The organism is Pseudomonas sp. 2725 (assembly GCF_050434585.1).
Classification (GTDB): Bacteria; Pseudomonadota; Gammaproteobacteria; order Pseudomonadales; family Pseudomonadaceae; genus Aquipseudomonas; species Aquipseudomonas jessenii.
In genome coordinates, this window is sequence record NZ_JBNDIV010000001.1 from 506,045 (window position 1) to 523,841 (window position 17,797).

A 17,797-nucleotide genomic window follows, 5' to 3' on the forward strand; every position below is an offset into this window, starting at 1 on the left:
TTGATGCGCTATCAGATGTCGTCTTTGTCGAAGCGACGCGCTTCGCGTTGCAACTGGTAGACGAAGCGTTCGACCTGACGTTGCACCAGCCCGCTCATGTTGTGGAAGCGAACGCCGGCGAAGGTGGTGGAAATCCTTTCTTCGAAGTGCAGATAACGCAACTCGACCGGCGCGGTCATCTTGCCGAAGGGCAGGTCGGCGTTGAAACGGTCGTAAACCTGACCCAGTTGCAGGCTGCCGGTGATGTCGCCGTCGAAGCGCAGTTTGCACCCGGTGGCGGAAATATCCAGCAGCTTGCCGCTGATGGGCGCCTTGAGTTTTTCGCCGTCGAGGTTGACGTTGACCAATTGTGCCAGCTTCAGCGCGGCGCGGAAGGCATTGCGGCGCTGGTGGTACACCACTTCATCAGGCAGGGGGCCGCGATAGCAGCGGCTGCCACCGGATTCGTCGATGTTCAACTGGCCGTTGCTTTCCCAGGCAATGCGTACGCCTTCGTGGAAGCCTTCGACCCTGAACGACTCGCCCGCCAGCAGGTAACGCTCGCCGTCACGGGGAATCATTTCGTCCAGGGCAATCATGTTGCTGTCACGGTCCAGATCCACCAGATAGCTCTGGAAGCGCTGGCTGCGCTCGTGGAACGTGATGATCAGCGGGTCATGGCTTTCGAGCAACTGGCGCAGGTTGCTGGAGATTTCCAAGGGCGTGGAGAGCACCTTGGGTGGCTGCGGAGCATCATCCACGGATAAGGCATTGGACACGTTTAATCAATCTCCAGACAAAATTTGACTACGACTGGCTAGCAGTTTGCCAGTATGTTGCGCGTCTTGATAGAGCGGGGGCATTGACCGGCTCATGCCTGACTGAGCGGGCGCGGCTTGGCAAGCTTGGAGAATGTTCCGCTGGCATCGTAAAGCGCCGGGGTTTCACCGCCGTTGAGGATTTTCAGCTGGGTGGCTGTAGCGGCCTGTTGAGTGAGGATCGACTGGCCGTTGTTGGCGTTGATGGCCTGGCACTGGGCCAGGAGATCGGTCAGCACGTCACTTTGCGCCAGCAACTGCTCGCCAATGCTCGACTGGCTGGCCAATTGCTCCAGACCGCCACGGTTGGTCGGCAGGTTGAGATTGGCAAGGATTTCACTGCGCTTGCGGCCATGCTGTTCGAGCAAAACGACCAATGCCTGTTTCTGCGCCAGGATGTTCTCGAGCAATGGCATGTCGCGGCCATGCAATGCGAGGGATTCGGTCTGCAGTAACTCCAGCAGGTGTTGCGCTGGGGCAAAGTCGTCGGTGATCAGTTGCAGTAAATGAGTGTCGTGCATGGCTGGCCTTGGGTTTTAAGCGTCCAAAAGCCTGGCGCCGGCGGTGGCCTAGCGCTGGGCTTCGAAGTTGAGCAGTTTGCTGGCTACACGGTTGCTGTCGACTTTATAGCTGCCATCGGCAATCGCTGCTTTCAATTCGGCCACGCGGGCTTTGTCGACGGCAGGCTGATCGCGCAGCTGTTCAGTGACCTTCTGCAACTGTTGAGCCTCATCGCTGAGATGTACCGATTCCCCGCTTTTGACGGTACCGGCCTGTTCGGCCGCGGACTCCAGCGGCGCGGATTTGCCGGCCTCGGCACTTTCCTTGCTGGCGCTGGTACGTGTACTGCCCGTCAGGGACGAGGAGCTGTTCAAACGGCTGAAATCGATGACCATGATAAAAAACCTCTGGGAATTTGGACGCTTGCCATGGTTTCGGCCATTCCCTGGAAAACTTTAGGCTCATTTATCAATGAACCTTGCGCGCGTCAGCGCATGCCCTGCATGGAGCACAGTCTAGGGAACAGCCGCGGCAAGCGCCACATTCTGATGAACAGAGCGAATTACATGGACACTTCCACCTGCCCCGGCGCCATGACCTGCGCCTTGATGACTCGTTGGGAATTGAGGTTTTTCACCCGGATCTGCTCGCTCAGGCTGCCGTTTGACAGGGCTTCGCCCGGCATGCGCACGCTGAGGGTACCGCTGCGGGCGGTTATCACCACCTGATCACCCTTGCGGATGACTTCGGCCTGTTCGATATGCACCAGGGTAATCACCTGGTCGGCGACCATTGGTCGGGTCAGTCGCTGCCCGATCGCCTGATCGAGGGCGGTCAGGTAGCCCTGGCTGATGAGGCTGATATCGCGCTCGCGCAGGACCACATCCCCAGGCTCGACAATGGCGGCACGGCGCAGTGGCCGGGCGCTGGTCACGACATCGCGAAACAGGCGGACTTGAGCGGGTACGAACACCGTCCAGGGGGAAGCGCCCTCGCAGCGAACCTTGACCGTAACCCGTCCCAGCGGCTTGGGACTCTCGAGTGTTGCTGTCAATTCCCTGTCACACATGGGCATGTGCATGCGCGGATCGAGCTGGTTGACCTGGATCTCGTAGCGACCCTCCGTTTGACTGGTCGCCAGATAGTCTTCTACGGTGAATTCAAGAAAGCCCTGAGTGACGCCGATAAGCATGTCAGGCAAGGTAACCGCGTCAGCAAGGGCAGGGCTGCCAGCGTTGAACAGGCAAACAGCCGCCAGCACGCCGAGCAATTTGCGGTACGGTGTGGTCAGGCGTCGAAAAAATGTCGGTTTTGTGTTCATAACGATTAAAAAAGCAAGCGCCGTGCCGTTTAGTGATGAAGGCGCGTCGCAACAACACTTGGCGTTGGCGTAGGAGTCTGGCATGGCTGGTGTAATGGATTCGGTAAACCAGCGCACGCAACTGGTGGGGCAGAATCGCCTTGAGTTGTTGTTGTTCCGTCTCGACGGCCAGCAACTGTACGGGATCAACGTGTTCAAGGTTCGGGAGGTGCTGCAATGCCCCAAACTGACGCTGATGCCCAAATCCAGTCCTGTCGTGTGCGGCGTGGCGAACATCCGGGGGGCGACCATTCCGATCCTTGATCTGGCGATGGCAACTGGTTCCGGCGCGTTGAAAGACAAGAACAGCCCCTTCGTGATCATCACGGAGTACAACACCAAAACCCAGGGTTTCCTGGTCCGCTCGGTGGAGCGCATCGTCAACATGAACTGGGAGGAGATCCATCCGCCGCCCAAGGGCACCGGGCGCGATCACTACCTGACGGCGGTGACGCGGGTCGACAATCAGTTGGTCGAAATCATCGACGTCGAGAAGGTGCTGGCGGAAGTGGCGCCGACGCCGGAAGCGATTTCCGTGGGTGTGGTGGATGTCGAAACCCAGCACAAGGCGCTTTCGTTGCGCGTGCTGACGGTCGACGACTCGTCGGTGGCGCGCAAGCAGGTCACGCGCTGCCTGCAAACGGTCGGCGTGGAAGTGGTGGCGTTGAACGACGGTCGGCAAGCGCTGGACTACCTGCGCAAACTGGTCGACGAGGGCAAGAAGCCGGAAGAAGAGTTCCTGATGATGATCTCCGACATCGAGATGCCGGAGATGGACGGGTACACCCTGACGGCGGAGATCCGCAACGACCCGCGCATGCAAAAGCTTCATATCATCCTGCATACTTCGTTGTCGGGGGTTTTCAATCAGGCGATGGTCAAGAAGGTCGGTGCCGATGACTTCCTGGCCAAGTTCCGTCCTGATGACCTGGCATCCCGGGTAGTCGACCGGATCAAAGCAGCAGATATCAGCTAGGGGGTCGCACCCCTGGCAGTCAACACGATTTAAGAGGCGGCATCATTGTCTACGGGTAATTTGGATTTCGAACAGTTCCGGGTATTTCTGGAAAAAGCCTGTGGCATTTTGCTCGGTGAAAACAAGCAGTACCTGGTCTCCAGCCGTCTCAACAAACTGATGGAACAGCAAGGCATCAAGTCTTTGGGGGAACTGGTTCAGCGCATGCAGACCCAGCCGCGCAGCGGTTTGCGCGAGCAGGTTGTGGATGCCATGACCACTAACGAAACCCTGTGGTTTCGTGACACCTACCCGTTTGAAGTCTTGAAGAACAAGGTACTGCCCGAAGCGATCAAGGCCAGCCCCGGTCAGCGCCTGCGCATCTGGTCGGCTGCATGCTCGTCGGGCCAGGAACCGTATTCGCTGTCGATGTCCATCGACGAGTTCGAGCGGGTCAACATGGGCCAGTTGAGGATGGGCGTACAGATTGTTGCCACCGACCTGTCCGGTACCATGCTGAACAACTGCAAGACCGGCGAGTACGACAGCCTGGCCATCGGGCGCGGCCTGTCGCCTGAGCGCCTGCAGCGTTATTTCGACCCGAAAGGGCCGGGGCGCTGGGCGATCAAGGCGCCGATCAAGAGCCGGGTGGAATTCCGTTCCTTCAACCTGCTGGACAGCTACGCGAGCCTCGGCAAGTTCGACATCGTGTTTTGCCGCAATGTGTTGATCTACTTCTCCGCCGAGGTGAAGAAGGACATCCTGCTGCGCATCCACAGCACATTGAAGCCAGGCGGTTACCTGTTTCTCGGTGCTTCCGAAGCGTTGAACGGTTTGCCGGATCATTACCAGATGGTCCAGTGCAGCCCGGGGATCATTTACCAGGCGAAGTGAATTTGCCGGCGTCATCGAAAACGGGAGTCCTTATAGGCTCCCGTTTTTTGTGTGCTGATTTCTTGCAAACGCTGCTGACCCCTGTGGGAGCGAGCTTGCTCGCGATGCGTCCTGACAGTCGAGTTCAACTTTCCCTGACACACCGCAATCGCGAGCAAGCTCGCTCCCACAGGGGCGGCGGTGTTCTGAAAAGGGTGAGGAGGCGGCAGAAAAGCGGCATCCGGCGGAAAACCGTTGCCGCTTTTCTGGCATTGCCATGTTGCCATGGCCTGCAAGGCCCCGGTTTCCGGGGGTTTTTGAATTGGCATGGGGCTTGCTAAGTTGATTCTACGAAAAATCAGGTCACCCGAAGGTTTCCCGACATGAGCATCAGCTTCGATAAAGCGCTCGGTATCCACGAACAAGCCCTGGGCTTCCGAGCCCAGCGTGCCGAAGTCCTGGCCAACAACATCGCCAACGCCGATACCCCGAACTACAAGGCTCGGGACCTGGATTTCTCGAAAGTGCTCGCCGAGCAGAACGAGAAAACCAAAAGCGGCACTTTCGCCTTGAACATGACCAACAGCCGTCATATCGAGGCTGAAGGCCTGGGCAATGGCGACGAGTCGTTGCTGTATCGCACGCCGATGCAACCGTCGATTGACCAGAACACCGTGGACGCCCAGCTGGAGCAGTCGAACTACGCGGAAAACGCGATCGGCTTCCAGGCCAGCTTCACCCTGCTCAACAGCAAATTCAAAGGGCTGGTATCAGCCCTGCGCGGAGAGTAAGCCATGTCTCTATCCAGTGTTTTCAACATTGCCGGTAGCGGCATGAGTGCGCAGACCACGCGTTTGAACACCGTCGCTTCGAACATCGCCAACGCCGAAACGGTCTCGTCGAGCATCGACCAGACCTACCGTGCGCGTCACCCGGTATTCGCCACCATGTTCCAGGGCGGGCAGAGCGGCGGCAGCGATTCGCTGTTCCAGAGCCAGGACGCCGCCGGTCAGGGTGTTCAGGTGCTGGGTGTAGTCGAAGACCAGAGCAATCTTGACGCGCGCTACGAGCCGAACCATCCGGCGGCCGATGCCAAGGGTTACGTCTACTACCCGAACGTCAACGTGGTGGAGGAAATGGCCGACATGATTTCCGCGAGTCGTTCGTTCCAGACCAACGCCGAAATGATGAACACCGCCAAAACCATGATGCAGAAGGTCCTGACCCTCGGTCAGTGATAAGGGGCGACTCAGATGAGTGTTACCGATTCCACCAGTGGTTTGAGCCTCAACGATATCCTGGCCAACTCCTCGATCAAGACCAGCACCACGACTGACGGCCTCGCGTCGGCAACCGGCAGCGCCACGGGCAACAAGGCCCTGGGCAAGGATGCATTCCTGAAATTGCTGGTTACTCAGTTGAAAAACCAGAACCCGCTGGAACCCCAGGACAACGGCGAATTCGTGGCCCAGCTGGCGCAATTCAGCAGCCTGGAAGGCATCACCACGCTCAACGATACGGTGACCGGCCTGGCCAGCAACTACAACTCGTCCCAGGCCTTGCAGGCGTCGTCGCTGGTGGGGCGTTCGGTCATCGCTCCAGGCGACAAGGCCGTGGTCGATACCACCAAGAGCCTCAGCGGCACGGTGGTCGTTCCGTCTTCGGTGGCGTCTGCCACCCTGAAGATCACCGACGCAGCCGGCAAGACAGTGCGCACCATCGATCTCGGTTCACAGAAGGCCGGCAACGCCAGCTTCATCTGGGACGGCAAGAACGATGCGGGTGAGACCGTACCTGCAGGCACCTATACCTTCGGCGCCACGACCACGATCGATGGTCAGTCCGTTGCGTTGATCACCAACCTGCCCGCGACCGTCAACAGCGTGACCATCAGCCAGACCGGCGGTGAGTTGATGCTCAATCTGGCCGGGCTGGGCAGCGTTGCTCTGTCCAAAGTACAAACCATTGGTATGTAGAGCCGACTAACACGGCATAAAGGAGTGGATGATGTCTTTTAATATCGGCCTTAGCGGTCTCTATGCAGCCAACAAACAACTGGACGTGACCGGCAACAACATCGCCAACGTCGCGACCACCGGTTTCAAATCGTCCCGTGCAGAATTCGAAGACGTGTACTCGGCGACCCGCCTGGGTACCGGCAGCAAGACCGTCGGCAACGGCGTGCGCCTGGCCAACGTTTCCCAGCAGTTCGGCCAGGGTGACGTAAGCAACACCGGCAACGTGCTCGATATGGGTATCCAGGGCAACGGTTTCTTTGTCCTGAGCAACAACGGCTCGCTGACCTATACCCGTGCCGGTACGTTCAAGACCGACAAGGAAGGCTACGTCACCAACAGCGACGGTACTGCCCGCCTGCAAGGTTACGGTGTGGACTCCAACGGCAAGATCGTCAATGGCGTGCTGACGGACCTGCGGATCGACACGTCAAACCTGGCACCGAAGTCCACCAGCACCGTGTCGTCGACGATCAACCTGAACTCGACGTCGGCAGTGATCGACCAGACGGTTGCGGCGAACAAGTTCAACCCGTCCAAAACCGAGACTTTTACCAAATCGTTCAGTACCCCGATCTACGATACGCAGGGTAACCAGCACACCATGGATCAATACATGGTCAAGACTGGAGCGAACACGTGGGACACCTACACACTGATCGATGGCCGCAATCCGGATGGCAGTGATCCTACTGTTACCGCGCCGGTTGCTTCGACCATGTCGTTCGATTCCACCGGCAAACTGACTTCGGTCAGCACGCCAGTGACGCCACCAACCACGCCACCGACTTCGGTGATCAGCAGTGACCTGAAAATCACCAACTGGACCCCGGGCAGTGTCACCAATGGCGTCTGGACAGCCAACGGTGCCGCAGCCGATCCAGCAGGGTTGACCATCGCCATGGCCAACACTACCCAGTTCAATGCCGACACCGCGCGTTCGATTCCGGCGCAGAACGGTTACGCCACCGGCCAGATCACCAACCTGACCATCGACGGCAGCGGTGTGCTGCTGGCCAACTTCAGCAACAACCAGACCAAGCCGATCGGCCAGATTTCCCTGGCCAGCTTCACCAACGAGCAAGGCCTGCAGCCGGTAGGCGGCACCAGCTGGAAAGAAACCTACGCGTCGGGTATCCCGGGCTACGATGCGCCGGAGACCGGCACCCTGGGTTCGATCGTTTCCAACTCTCTGGAAGAGTCCAACGTCAATCTGACCAATGAACTGGTCGACCTGATCAAGGCGCAGAGCAACTACCAGGCGAACGCCAAGACCATCTCCACCCAGAGCACCATCATGCAGACCATCATTCAGATGACTTGATGCCGGTTGGCTGAACATGCTGCACAAGGAGCCCTTCGCAAGAAGGGCTTTTTTGTGCTCGCCGAAAGCCTGTTGGAGCAGCCGGTCGAGGCTCCTACAGGCAGGCAAAAGAAAACCCCCGACCCGCCAGAGGCTGATCGGGGGTTTCGAGCAAGCACCTTTGGGTGCTTGCTGGCTCAGCTTATTGGCAAGCTTCGCAATCCGGCTCGTCGATGGCGCAAGCCTTTGGCACTGGAGCGGGACCTGCAGGCGCCGCCAGGACCGAATCGTCACCATGGTTGCCGCCGCTGGAAACCGCGTTCAGCTTGCCGGTGTTGATGGTCGACTTCTCGGTGCTGGTCGCAGCCAGGGCACGGAGGTAGTAAGTGGTTTTCAGGCCACGGTACCAGGCCATGCGGTAGGTCACGTCCAGTTTCTTGCCCGAAGCGCCCGCGATGTACAGGTTCAGCGACTGAGCCTGGTCGATCCACTTCTGACGACGGCTGGCGGCGTCAACGATCCACTTGGTGTCCACTTCGAAGGCAGTCGCGTAGAGCTCTTTGAGTTCTTGCGGGATGCGCTCGATCTGCTGTACCGAACCGTCGTAGTACTTCAGGTCGTTGATCATGACCGAGTCCCACAGATCGCGAGCCTTCAGGTCGCGAACCAGGTACGGGTTGATCACGGTGAATTCGCCCGACAGGTTCGATTTCACATACAGGTTCTGGTAGGTCGGTTCGATCGACTGCGAGACGCCGGTGATGTTGGCGATGGTCGCGGTCGGTGCGATGGCCATGATGTTCGAGTTACGAATGCCTTTCTGTACACGGGCGCGAACCGGTGCCCAGTCCAGGGTTTCGTTCAGGTCGACATCGATGTACTTCTGGCCACGAGCCTCGATCAGGATCTGTTGCGAATCCAGCGGCAGGATGCCTTTGGACCACAGCGAACCGTTGAAGGTCTCGTACGCGCCACGCTCATCAGCCAGGTCGCAGGAAGCCTGGATCGCGTAGTAGCTGACCGCTTCCATCGACTTGTCGGCGAACTCGACGGCAGCGTCGGAACCGTAAGGAATGTGCTGCAGGTACAGCGCATCCTGGAAGCCCATGATGCCCAGGCCGACCGGACGGTGCTTGAAGTTGGAGTTCTTCGCTTGCGGCACCGAGTAGTAGTTGATGTCGATAACGTTATCGAGCATGCGCACGGCAGTGTTCACGGTGCGTTCCAGCTTGGCGGTGTCCAGCTTGCCGTCGACGATGTGGTTCGGCAGGTTGATCGAGCCCAGGTTGCAAACGGCGATCTCGTCCTTGTTGGTGTTCAAGGTGATCTCGGTGCACAGGTTCGAGCTGTGGACCACGCCCACGTGCTGCTGCGGGCTGCGCAGGTTGCACGGGTCTTTGAAAGTCAGCCATGGGTGGCCGGTTTCGAACAGCATGGACAGCATCTTGCGCCACAGGTCTTTGGCCTGGATGGTCTTGAACAGCTTGACCTTGCCTGGGTACTCGGTCAGGGCTTCGTAGTACTCGTAACGCTCTTCGAAGGCCTTGCCGGTCAGGTCGTGCAGATCCGGCACTTCGGATGGCGAGAACAGGGTCCACTTGCCGTCATCGAAGACACGCTTCATGAACAGGTCAGGGATCCAGTTGGCGGTGTTCATGTCGTGGGTACGACGGCGATCATCACCGGTGTTCTTGCGCAGTTCGATGAACTCTTCGATGTCCATGTGCCAGGTTTCCAGGTAGGCACATACAGCGCCTTTGCGCTTGCCACCCTGGTTAACGGCGACGGCGGTGTCGTTCACTACTTTGAGGAACGGTACAACGCCCTGGGACTTGCCGTTGGTGCCCTTGATGTACGAACCCAGTGCACGGACTGGCGTCCAGTCGTTGCCCAGGCCGCCGGCGAATTTGGACAGCATGGCGTTGTCGTGGATCGCGTGGTAGATGCCCGACAGGTCATCCGGTACGGTGGTCAGGTAGCAGCTCGACAGCTGTGGACGCAGGGTGCCGGCGTTGAACAGGGTCGGGGTCGACGACATGTAGTCGAAGGACGACAACAGGTTGTAGAACTCGATGGCACGGGCTTCGCGGTCTTTCTCTTCGATCGCCAGGCCCATGGCCACGCGCATGAAGAACACCTGCGGCAGTTCGAAACGGATACCGTCCTTGTGGATGAAGTAACGGTCGTACAGGGTTTGCAGGCCCAGGTAGGTGAACTGCTGGTCGCGCTCGTGGTTGATCGCCTTGCCGAGTTTTTCCAGGTCGAAATTGGCCAGCTCAGGGTTCAGCAGCTCGTATTCGATACCTTTGGCGATGTAGGCCGGCAGCGCCTTGGCGTACAGGTCGACCATCTCGTGGTGAGTGGCGCTCTCGGCTACACCGAGGAAGCCCAGGCCTTCGGCACGCAGGGTGTCCATCAGCAGGCGCGCGGTCACGAACGAGTAGTTCGGCTCGCGTTCAACCAGGGTGCGGGCAGTCATTACCAGGGCGGTGTTGACGTCGGTCAGGGCCACGCCGTCGTACAGGTTCTTCAGGGTTTCGCGCTGGATCAGGTCGCCGTCGACTTCTTCCAGGCCTTCGCACGCTTCGGTGACGATGGTGTTCAGGCGACCCATGTCCAGTGGCGCCAGGCTGCCGTCGGCGCGGGTGATGCGGATCGACGGGTGAGCGTTGACCGCTTCCTCGGCCGGGGCGTGGGCAGCGCGTTCTTTCGAACGACCGTCACGGTAGATTACGTAGTCGCGGGCGACTTTCTGCTCGCCGGCACGCATCAGGGCCAGTTCGACCTGGTCCTGGATTTCTTCGATGTGGATGGTGCCGCCCGATGGCATGCGACGCTTGAAGGTCGCGGTGACCTGTTCGGTCAGGCGGGCAACGGTGTCGTGGATTCGCGACGAGGCAGCGGCGGTGCCGCCTTCAACTGCGAGAAACGCTTTGGTGATGGCGACGGTGATTTTGTCATCGGTGTAGGGAACGACAGTGCCGTTACGCTTGATCACACGCAGTTGGCCTGGCGCGGTGGCGGACAGATCCGAATTCGAATCAGCGGCCTGCGGCAAGGTGCCCTGCGGGTTCTCGCGAGTTGTGTCGGTTTGCATGGGGGGGTGTCTCCACATTCTCTATGTTTGTTTGGGCACCATCACGGTGCCCACCGTTCCGTCCTGAAGCACTACAACCGGCGAGCGCCGGGCATAACAACTTCGGGACAGTAGGAAGGGGGCTATAGGGCGCCGCTTCCATGCCGAAGTCTTTGGTCTCACGCCTTGGGCCTGAGACCGGAGTCCTTTGAGGGTGACAGTTGGGACTGCAACACCCGTACCGTTTTGACCACTCGGGGCCGAAATACAGTAGCCATCCGCACGCGCGGTTTGGTCTTTCAAAAATACGTATGGTTCAACCGGACAGAGGCAATAAAAGCGCTTGAAATTGGTGTCTGGTTTGTGTTTGGTTTTTCGCGCAAAACCCTACATCTAGGGGTTTTTTAGCGCCGGGGTACAAGATAATGCGTTTTGGGGGGCGATTGCAACGTAATGCCTGTGGATAAACCTGTGCGTAAATTGTGTGTGAAAGAGGTAACCGGCGTGTAGGCCGCGACGCTGCTGGACCGGACCTTTTTTCAGCGATTTTCAACCATCGAAAACGCTCGGGCGGATTTTTAAGGGCGCGAACCCTATCACAAAAAACCCTGTTGTCCGAACGCATTTACCCGCTTGTGTTCTCGACGGGCGGCGTTTATACAATCGGCCCAGTGTGTATACATATTTATCCCCCCGAATCATTACAAAAAGAGGGGCGGATCCTTCCTTATTAGTGTTTTTGGCAAGCAGAGGTCACCCGTGGAGCAAGAAGCCTGGCAGGTATTGATTGTGGAGGACGACCAGCGACTGGCCGAACTGACCCGCGATTACCTGGAAGCCAATGGCCTGCGTGTATCGATCGAAGGCAATGGTGCGCTCGCTGCGAATCGCATCATCAAGGAACAACCGGACCTGGTGATCCTCGACCTGATGCTCCCCGGTGAAGATGGCCTGAGCATTTGCCGCAAGGTCCGCGCCCGATATGACGGCCCGATCCTGATGCTCACTGCCCGCACCGATGACACTGACCAGATTCTCGGCCTGGACCTGGGGGCTGACGACTACGTCTGCAAACCGGTACGCCCGCGCCTGCTGCTGGCGCGCATCCAGGCACTGCTGCGCCGTAGCGAAACGCCCGAAGTCGCCCCGGAAAAACAGCGGCGTCTACAGTTCGGCCCGCTGATCGTCGATAACGCCTTGCGCGAAGCCTGGCTGCAGGGCAACGGCATCGAGCTGACCAGCGCCGAATTCGACCTGCTCTGGCTACTGGTGGCCAATGCCGGGCGTATCCTCTCCCGGGAAGAGATCTTCACCGCGCTGCGGGGCATTGGCTATGACGGTCAGGACCGCTCCATCGATGTGCGCATCTCGCGCATCCGCCCGAAGATCGGCGATGACCCGGAGCATCCACGGCTGATCAAGACCGTGCGCAGCAAAGGCTATCTGTTCGTTCCCGAGGCTTGCGTAGATCCGTCCCTGTGAACTCGATCTTCCTGCGTATCTATGGCGGCATGTGCGCCGCGCTGATTCTGGTGGCGGTGCTCGGTGTGCTGGCGTTGCACCTGCTGAATGAGGTGCGCAGCGAGCAATACCGCGAGCGCCTGGCCCACGGCACGTTCTCGCTGATGGCCGACAACCTGCAACCGATGAACCAGACCGAACGACATCGGGCCTTGTTGGTGTGGGAGCGGCTGCTGGGGATTCCACTGGCGCTGAAAACTTTTGCCGAGACCGACCTCGACCTGACCCAGCGCACCCGTGTGTTGCGCGGTCAGGCACTGGTGGAACAGACCGGGCCGCACGCAGCGAAGGTCTACAAGCTGGTCAGCGACAAGGAACAGTTGATGCTCACCGGGGAAGTGCAGCAGATCAGCGAGCAACTGGCCCGGGCGACCATCTACCTGTTGACCGATGAACTGGTGCGCACCCCGGTCGCCGACCAACCCTTGCGCCTGGCGCAATTGAAGGAAAGCAAGGGTTTCGGCTTCGATCTGCGCCTGGTCACGGTTGACGAGGCGGACATGGACGAAGACCAGAGCCGTCGGGTATCCGAGGGCGACACGGTGATGGCGCTGGGCAAGGGGGGGGATTCGATCCGGGTATTTGCCGGCATGGTGGGCACACCGTGGGTCCTGGAAATCGGCCCTTTGTATCAGATGAATCCTTATCCGCCGGAGTGGTTGGTGTTGATCGCCGCGCTGGGCCTGACGCTGATCGGTTTGATCGTCTATCTGTTGGTGCGTCAGCTGGAGCGACGCTTGCGTGGCCTGGAAGCCGCCGCCACGCGCATTGCCAAAGGCAGCCTGGAAACCCGTGTGCCGGCGCGCGGCGCGGACTCGGTGGGACGGCTGGCCTCGGCGTTCAACGGCATGGCCGAACACTTGCAGCAGTTGCTGGCGATCCAGCGCGAACTGGTGCGTGCGGTGTCCCACGAATTGCGCACGCCGGTGGCACGCCTGCGCTTTGGCCTGGAGATGATCGGCTCGGCCACCACACCGCAAGCCCTGGAAAAATACTGCCAGGGCATGGACCACGACATCGAGGACCTCGACCGGCTGGTGGACGAGATGCTGACTTACGCGCGGTTGGAGCAGGGCTCGCCGGCACTGAACTTTCAGCGGATCGATCTGGATGCCTTGGTCGATCAGGTGATCGAAGAACTGGCGCCGTTGCGCGCCGACGTCACGGTGCAACGGGGCTTGTGTCTATCGGCTGCCGATAACGACGACGCCTGGGTCGAGGCTGAACCGCGCTATCTGCATCGGGCGATCCAGAACCTGGTGACTAATGCCATGCGCCACGCGCAATCACGGGTAACCATCAGCTATCAAGTGGGGCAGCAGCGATGCCGAGTGGATATCGAGGATGACGGGCCGGGTGTGCCGGAGTCGGCGTGGGAAAAGATCTTTACGCCGTTCCTGCGTCTCGACGACAGCCGTACCCGCGCGTCTGGAGGCCATGGGTTAGGCCTGTCCATTGTGCGACGCATCATCCATTGGCATGGCGGGCGCGCGTTGATCGGCAAGAGCAAGAGCCTGGGCGGGGCGTGCTTCAGTCTGAGCTGGCCGCGCAATCAGGAAAAGCGTTGAGCCTTGTGTTGTCTGTTGCGGCCCCATCGCGAGCAAGCTCGCTCCCACACTGGATCCCCTGTGGGAGCGAGCTTGCTCGCGATGGCGGCCTGACAGGCACCAAAGACTTCAGGCCTTGATGCTGACCAGACTCAGCAACTGCCCGTCCTTGACCCCGAACTGCGCATCCAGCTCGGTGCCATTGCGCCATTCGCTGGACAGATCAGTGAGCAGTCGCAACCGCACCTCACCCGACTCACGCCACTCCAGCACTTCGGCGTGTTCGAAATAAAAGCGTTGCTGAACGATCGGATAGAGCGCCTTGAACAGGCTTTCCTTGACCGAGAATGTCAGGGTGACCAGCAGCGCCCGTTGATCGTGATCACCGGCCGCCATGCGCTGTAGCTCCGGCGGATTGAGGATTTCCCCGGCCAGGCGTTCGGCCCGTTCGGCATTGAGCAGGTTTTCCAGGTCCATGCCCAAGCCGCGCCAATGGCTTTTGTTCGCCACGATCGCTGCGGCCCGGCCAGTGCTGTGGGTGATCGAGCCAGTGATATGAGCAGGCCAGACCGGTGCCCGGTCTTCACCGATGGCCGGAATGAAACTCAAGCCTTCCAGTCGCTGTAACGCGGCCCGGGCACACACTCGCCCGGCGAGAAATTCCGCCTGCCGTTTGGCCACCGAGCGCTGGATGCTCGCCGGCGCTTCGACAGCGCTGCGCTGGAAGTCATCGCTGTCCAGTCGGGCGCTATCGAAATGAGTACTCAGCAGGACCGTATCGGGCAGCGCAAACGGCAGCGGCCAATGGTCATCGAGGGGCGTGCAGCAGACGGGCAGGGCGGGGGTTGAGTTCATATCTGGCATTTTGCCGGGTTGGCCTGAGGCTGGGTAGTGCAAAGCTTCTGACGAGTTGGTAGTCGGTGCCCGCCTTTTCCATTGCATGGTCGGATCTGCTGCTGAAACGTGTCGAAATATTCGGGGCGGGTCGGTTCAGCCCAGGTTCAGGGTGCGTTCAGGGGGAGTTCAGGGCGCGGTGCGTAACCTTGCCTCGTACCCAAAAAACAATCGGCACATGAGGAAACTCCCCAATGACTGGATTCAAAAAACTGCTTCTGGCATTCACGGTTCTGAGCGCAAGCACCGCAGCTTTCGCGTCCGACGACAACTTCGCCAGCCTTACTCTTGGACAGACCAGCGACAAGGTTAAAAAATCCCACGCCCTGAACGACAACCTCAATCACCCGAACGCCGATGGCGTAATCGGCAAGGACACCACCTGGGGTGTTCGTCTGGGCCAGCAAAACACCAAGGGCCGCTACTACGCCACTTACGACAATGTGTCGGGCTCGCACAACGGCATTAAACTGCGTCAGGAAAATCTCCTGGGCAGCTACGATCTGTTCTACCCGGTGGGCGCTAGCACCAGGCTGTTCGGTGGCGCCACGGCCGGCCTGACCAAAATGACTCAGGAGTCGCCAGGCTTCAGCCGCGACAGTGATATCGGCTACGCCATCGGTGGCCAAGTGGGTGTGCTGCAACAGGTTTCGCAAAACACCTCGGTTGAACTGGGTTACCGTTACCTGCGCAGCAACGCCAGCACCGAGATGAGTGAGCGCGGCGGCAGCAAGCAGGGTTCGCTGGACCTGACCAGCAGCGCCCAGACTTACCTGTCCGCCAACTACGCTTTCTGACAAGCGTTTCGTGAACGGCCTGCGCCGGATCAGCCCGAGTGACTGATCCGGCGTTGCCATGTTAGCTCTTGAGGTACGACGTTGCGCCTATGGAGATGTTGATTTGCCCGGGAGAGCAATATGAAATTGCTGGTCGTCGAAGATGAAGCGCTGCTGCGTCATCACCTGCAAACCCGCCTGACGGAGAGCGGCCACGTGGTCGAGTCCGTGGCCAACGCCGAGGAGGCGCTGTACCAGACAGCCCAGTTCAACTTTGACCTGGCGGTGATCGACCTCGGTCTGCCGGGCATTAGCGGGCTCGACCTGATCCGGCAGTTGCGCTCAAGTGGCAAAACCTTCCCGATCCTGATCCTCACCGCGCGCGGTAACTGGCAGGACAAGGTCGAAGGCCTGGCCGCCGGCGCCGATGATTATCTGGTCAAGCCGTTTCAGTTCGAAGAACTGGAGGCCCGCCTGAATGCCTTGCTGCGACGCTCCAGCGGTTTCACCCAGTCGACCATCGTCGCTGGCCCGTTACTGCTGGATCTGAACCGCAAGCAGGCGTCCCTCGACGATCAGCCGTTGGCACTGACTGCGTATGAGTACCGCATTCTCGAATACCTGATGCGTCACCATCAGCAAGTGGTGCCCAAGGATCGCTTGATGGAACAGCTCTACCCGGATGACGACGAGCGTGATCCGAATGTGATCGAGGTGCTGGTCGGCCGTCTGCGCCGCAAACTGGAGGGGCCGGGCGGGTTCAAACCGATCGACACCGTGCGCGGCCTGGGCTACCTGTTCAACGAGCGTTGCACTTGATCCGTTCGCTGCGCATACGCTTGATGCTCGCCGCCACGCTGTTGGCGGTGTTGTTCATGCTGGCGTTGCTGCCTGCGATGCAGGGTGCCTTCAGCCTGGCGCTGCAGGACTCCATCGAGCAGCGTCTGGCATCCGACGTGACCACGCTGATCTCGGCTGCCCGAGTGGAGAACAACAGCCTGCAGATGCCAGCGCAATTGCCCGACGAGCGCTTCAACCTCACCGACAGCCGATTGCTCGGCTATATCTATGACCGTGAAGGGCAACTGGTCTGGCGTTCGAAGGCGACCCAGGAAGAACGCATCAACTACAAACCGCGCTACGACGGACGTGGCAGCGAGTTTGCGCGGATCCGCGAAGCCAATGGCCAGGAGTTCTTCGTCTACGACGTCGAGGTCAAGTTGCTCGGCGGCAAAAGTGCAGCCTTCAGCATCGTGGCGTTGCAGCCGGTTCGCGAGTACGAACTGACCCTCGAAGGCCTGCGGGAAAATCTCTATCTGGGTTTTGGCGCGGCACTGCTGGTGCTGCTGGCGTTGCTGTGGATCGGCCTGACCTGGGGCTTGCAGGCATTGCGGCGCTTGAGCCAGGAACTGGACCAAATCGAAGGTGGCACCCGCGAAAGCCTCAGTGAGGAACATCCCCGGGAGTTGCTGCGCCTGACCGGTTCCCTCAACCGTTTGCTGCATAGTGAGCGTGAGCAGCGCAGTCGCTATCGTGATTCCCTCGACGACCTGGCTCATAGCCTGAAAACGCCCTTGGCGGTGCTGCAAGGCGTCAGTGAAGACATGGCCCAGCGTCCCGAGGATCGCGATCAGGCCTGGGTGCTGCAAACCCAGATCGAACGCATGAGCCAGCAGATCAGCTACCAGTTGCAGCGCGCCAGCCTGCGCAAAAGCGGCCTGGTACGTCATCAGGTGCATTTGCGGCCGGTACTGAAAAGCTTGTGCGACACGCTGGACAAGGTTTACCGCGACAAGCGCGTACACGTCGCGTTCGATTTGCCCGACCCATGTTACGTACCGATCGAGCAGGGTGCTCTGCTGGAAATGATGGGCAATCTGCTGGAAAACGCCTATCGCCTGTGCCTGGGCGAAATACGCATCAGTGTGCGTGAAACCCTCAGCGGCACGCAGTTGTGTGTCGAGGACGACGGCCCTGGCGTACCACATGATCAGCGCGCACGGATTCTCGAGCGCGGAGAACGCCTGGACCGCCAGCACCCGGGGCAGGGTATCGGCCTGGCGGTGGTCAAGGACATCATCGAGAGCTACCACGCCCAGCTGACCCTGGGGGATTCACCGATGGGCGGAGCGGCGTTCCGGATTTATTTTCCGGCGGTGTGAACGGGTATTTGATAGCA

The 17,797-nt window shown here is 59.6% G+C and carries 17 protein-coding genes; 11 read left to right on the top strand and 6 right to left on the bottom strand.

Going from position 1 to position 17,797, the window contains the following annotated elements; genetic code table 11:
- Positions 1 to 11: 11 nt before the first annotated feature.
- From ABIE16_RS02365 to flgA, 4 genes are all read right to left on the bottom strand, one after another.
- Positions 12 to 758 carry a flagellar brake protein gene (locus tag ABIE16_RS02365; protein WP_057713627.1) on the bottom strand — a complete coding sequence of 249 codons (747 nt, stop codon included), beginning with the start codon at positions 756 to 758 and terminating at the stop codon, positions 12 to 14.
- Positions 759 to 850: 92 nt separating this feature from the next.
- The gene (locus ABIE16_RS02370) at positions 851 to 1,318 is read right to left on the bottom strand and encodes a flagella synthesis protein FlgN (RefSeq protein ID WP_057713628.1); all 468 of its coding nucleotides are present in this window, start codon (positions 1,316 to 1,318) and stop codon (positions 851 to 853) included.
- Between the two features lie 48 nt (positions 1,319 to 1,366).
- A complete protein-coding gene (flgM, locus tag ABIE16_RS02375; RefSeq protein ID WP_057713629.1) occupies positions 1,367 to 1,693 on the bottom strand; it encodes a flagellar biosynthesis anti-sigma factor FlgM in 327 nt (108 codons plus the stop codon).
- A gap of 167 nt (positions 1,694 to 1,860) precedes the next feature.
- On the bottom strand, positions 1,861 to 2,619 hold the full coding sequence (flgA, locus tag ABIE16_RS02380; RefSeq protein ID WP_057713630.1) for a flagellar basal body P-ring formation chaperone FlgA: 759 nt from the start codon (positions 2,617 to 2,619) through the stop codon (positions 1,861 to 1,863).
- 82 nt (positions 2,620 to 2,701) lie between these two features.
- Between flgA and ABIE16_RS02385 the strand changes: the two genes are divergently transcribed.
- The 6 genes from ABIE16_RS02385 (at position 2,702) to flgE (ending at position 7,825) form a co-directional block, all read left to right on the top strand.
- Positions 2,702 to 3,634 (top strand): chemotaxis protein CheV, encoded by a 933-nt coding sequence (locus ABIE16_RS02385; RefSeq protein ID WP_090457304.1) that lies wholly within the window; start codon positions 2,702 to 2,704, stop codon positions 3,632 to 3,634.
- A gap of 45 nt (positions 3,635 to 3,679) precedes the next feature.
- The gene (cheR, locus tag ABIE16_RS02390; RefSeq protein WP_007980127.1) at positions 3,680 to 4,507 is read left to right on the top strand and encodes a protein-glutamate O-methyltransferase CheR; all 828 of its coding nucleotides are present in this window, start codon (positions 3,680 to 3,682) and stop codon (positions 4,505 to 4,507) included.
- Positions 4,508 to 4,869: 362 nt separating this feature from the next.
- Positions 4,870 to 5,277: a flagellar basal body rod protein FlgB gene (flgB, locus tag ABIE16_RS02395; RefSeq protein WP_008051530.1), complete on the top strand. Its 408-nt coding sequence runs from the start codon at positions 4,870 to 4,872 to the stop codon at positions 5,275 to 5,277.
- A gap of 3 nt (positions 5,278 to 5,280) precedes the next feature.
- Positions 5,281 to 5,724 (top strand): flagellar basal body rod protein FlgC, encoded by a 444-nt coding sequence (flgC, locus tag ABIE16_RS02400; RefSeq protein ID WP_057713632.1) that lies wholly within the window; start codon positions 5,281 to 5,283, stop codon positions 5,722 to 5,724.
- A gap of 15 nt (positions 5,725 to 5,739) precedes the next feature.
- On the top strand, positions 5,740 to 6,462 hold the full coding sequence (gene flgD / locus ABIE16_RS02405) for a flagellar hook assembly protein FlgD (RefSeq protein WP_057713633.1): 723 nt from the start codon (positions 5,740 to 5,742) through the stop codon (positions 6,460 to 6,462).
- 31 nt (positions 6,463 to 6,493) lie between these two features.
- Positions 6,494 to 7,825: a flagellar hook protein FlgE gene (flgE, locus tag ABIE16_RS02410; RefSeq protein ID WP_057713634.1), complete on the top strand. Its 1,332-nt coding sequence runs from the start codon at positions 6,494 to 6,496 to the stop codon at positions 7,823 to 7,825.
- A 181-nt stretch (positions 7,826 to 8,006) separates the two neighbouring features.
- Here the strand turns inward: flgE and ABIE16_RS02415 are convergent, their stop codons facing one another.
- Positions 8,007 to 10,901: a ribonucleoside-diphosphate reductase subunit alpha gene (locus ABIE16_RS02415; protein WP_429520490.1), complete on the bottom strand. Its 2,895-nt coding sequence runs from the start codon at positions 10,899 to 10,901 to the stop codon at positions 8,007 to 8,009.
- Between the two features lie 738 nt (positions 10,902 to 11,639).
- Between ABIE16_RS02415 and ABIE16_RS02420 the strand changes: the two genes are divergently transcribed.
- Both ABIE16_RS02420 and ABIE16_RS02425 read left to right on the top strand, forming a co-directional pair.
- Positions 11,640 to 12,362 (top strand): response regulator, encoded by a 723-nt coding sequence (locus ABIE16_RS02420; protein WP_008051517.1) that lies wholly within the window; start codon positions 11,640 to 11,642, stop codon positions 12,360 to 12,362.
- A complete protein-coding gene (locus ABIE16_RS02425; protein WP_057713636.1) occupies positions 12,359 to 13,969 on the top strand; it encodes an ATP-binding protein in 1,611 nt (536 codons plus the stop codon). The genes ABIE16_RS02420 and ABIE16_RS02425 overlap by 4 nt, the downstream gene beginning before the upstream one ends.
- 108 nt (positions 13,970 to 14,077) lie before the next feature.
- On the opposite strand, the gene ABIE16_RS02430 is transcribed toward ABIE16_RS02425, so the two are convergent.
- Complete coding sequence (locus tag ABIE16_RS02430) at positions 14,078 to 14,803, bottom strand: 4'-phosphopantetheinyl transferase family protein (protein ID WP_198530231.1); 726 nt, start codon at positions 14,801 to 14,803, stop codon at positions 14,078 to 14,080.
- 233 nt (positions 14,804 to 15,036) lie between these two features.
- Between ABIE16_RS02430 and ABIE16_RS02435 the strand changes: the two genes are divergently transcribed.
- The 3 genes from ABIE16_RS02435 (at position 15,037) to ABIE16_RS02445 (ending at position 17,780) form a co-directional block, all read left to right on the top strand.
- Positions 15,037 to 15,639, top strand: coding sequence for a hypothetical protein (locus ABIE16_RS02435; RefSeq protein ID WP_057713637.1), 603 nt, complete (start codon positions 15,037 to 15,039; stop codon positions 15,637 to 15,639).
- 120 nt (positions 15,640 to 15,759) lie between these two features.
- The gene (locus tag ABIE16_RS02440) at positions 15,760 to 16,437 is read left to right on the top strand and encodes a response regulator transcription factor (protein ID WP_057713638.1); all 678 of its coding nucleotides are present in this window, start codon (positions 15,760 to 15,762) and stop codon (positions 16,435 to 16,437) included.
- The gene (locus ABIE16_RS02445; protein WP_429520491.1) at positions 16,434 to 17,780 is read left to right on the top strand and encodes an ATP-binding protein; all 1,347 of its coding nucleotides are present in this window, start codon (positions 16,434 to 16,436) and stop codon (positions 17,778 to 17,780) included. Before ABIE16_RS02440 ends, ABIE16_RS02445 begins: the two co-directional genes overlap by 4 nt.
- Positions 17,781 to 17,797 lie beyond the last annotated feature (17 nt).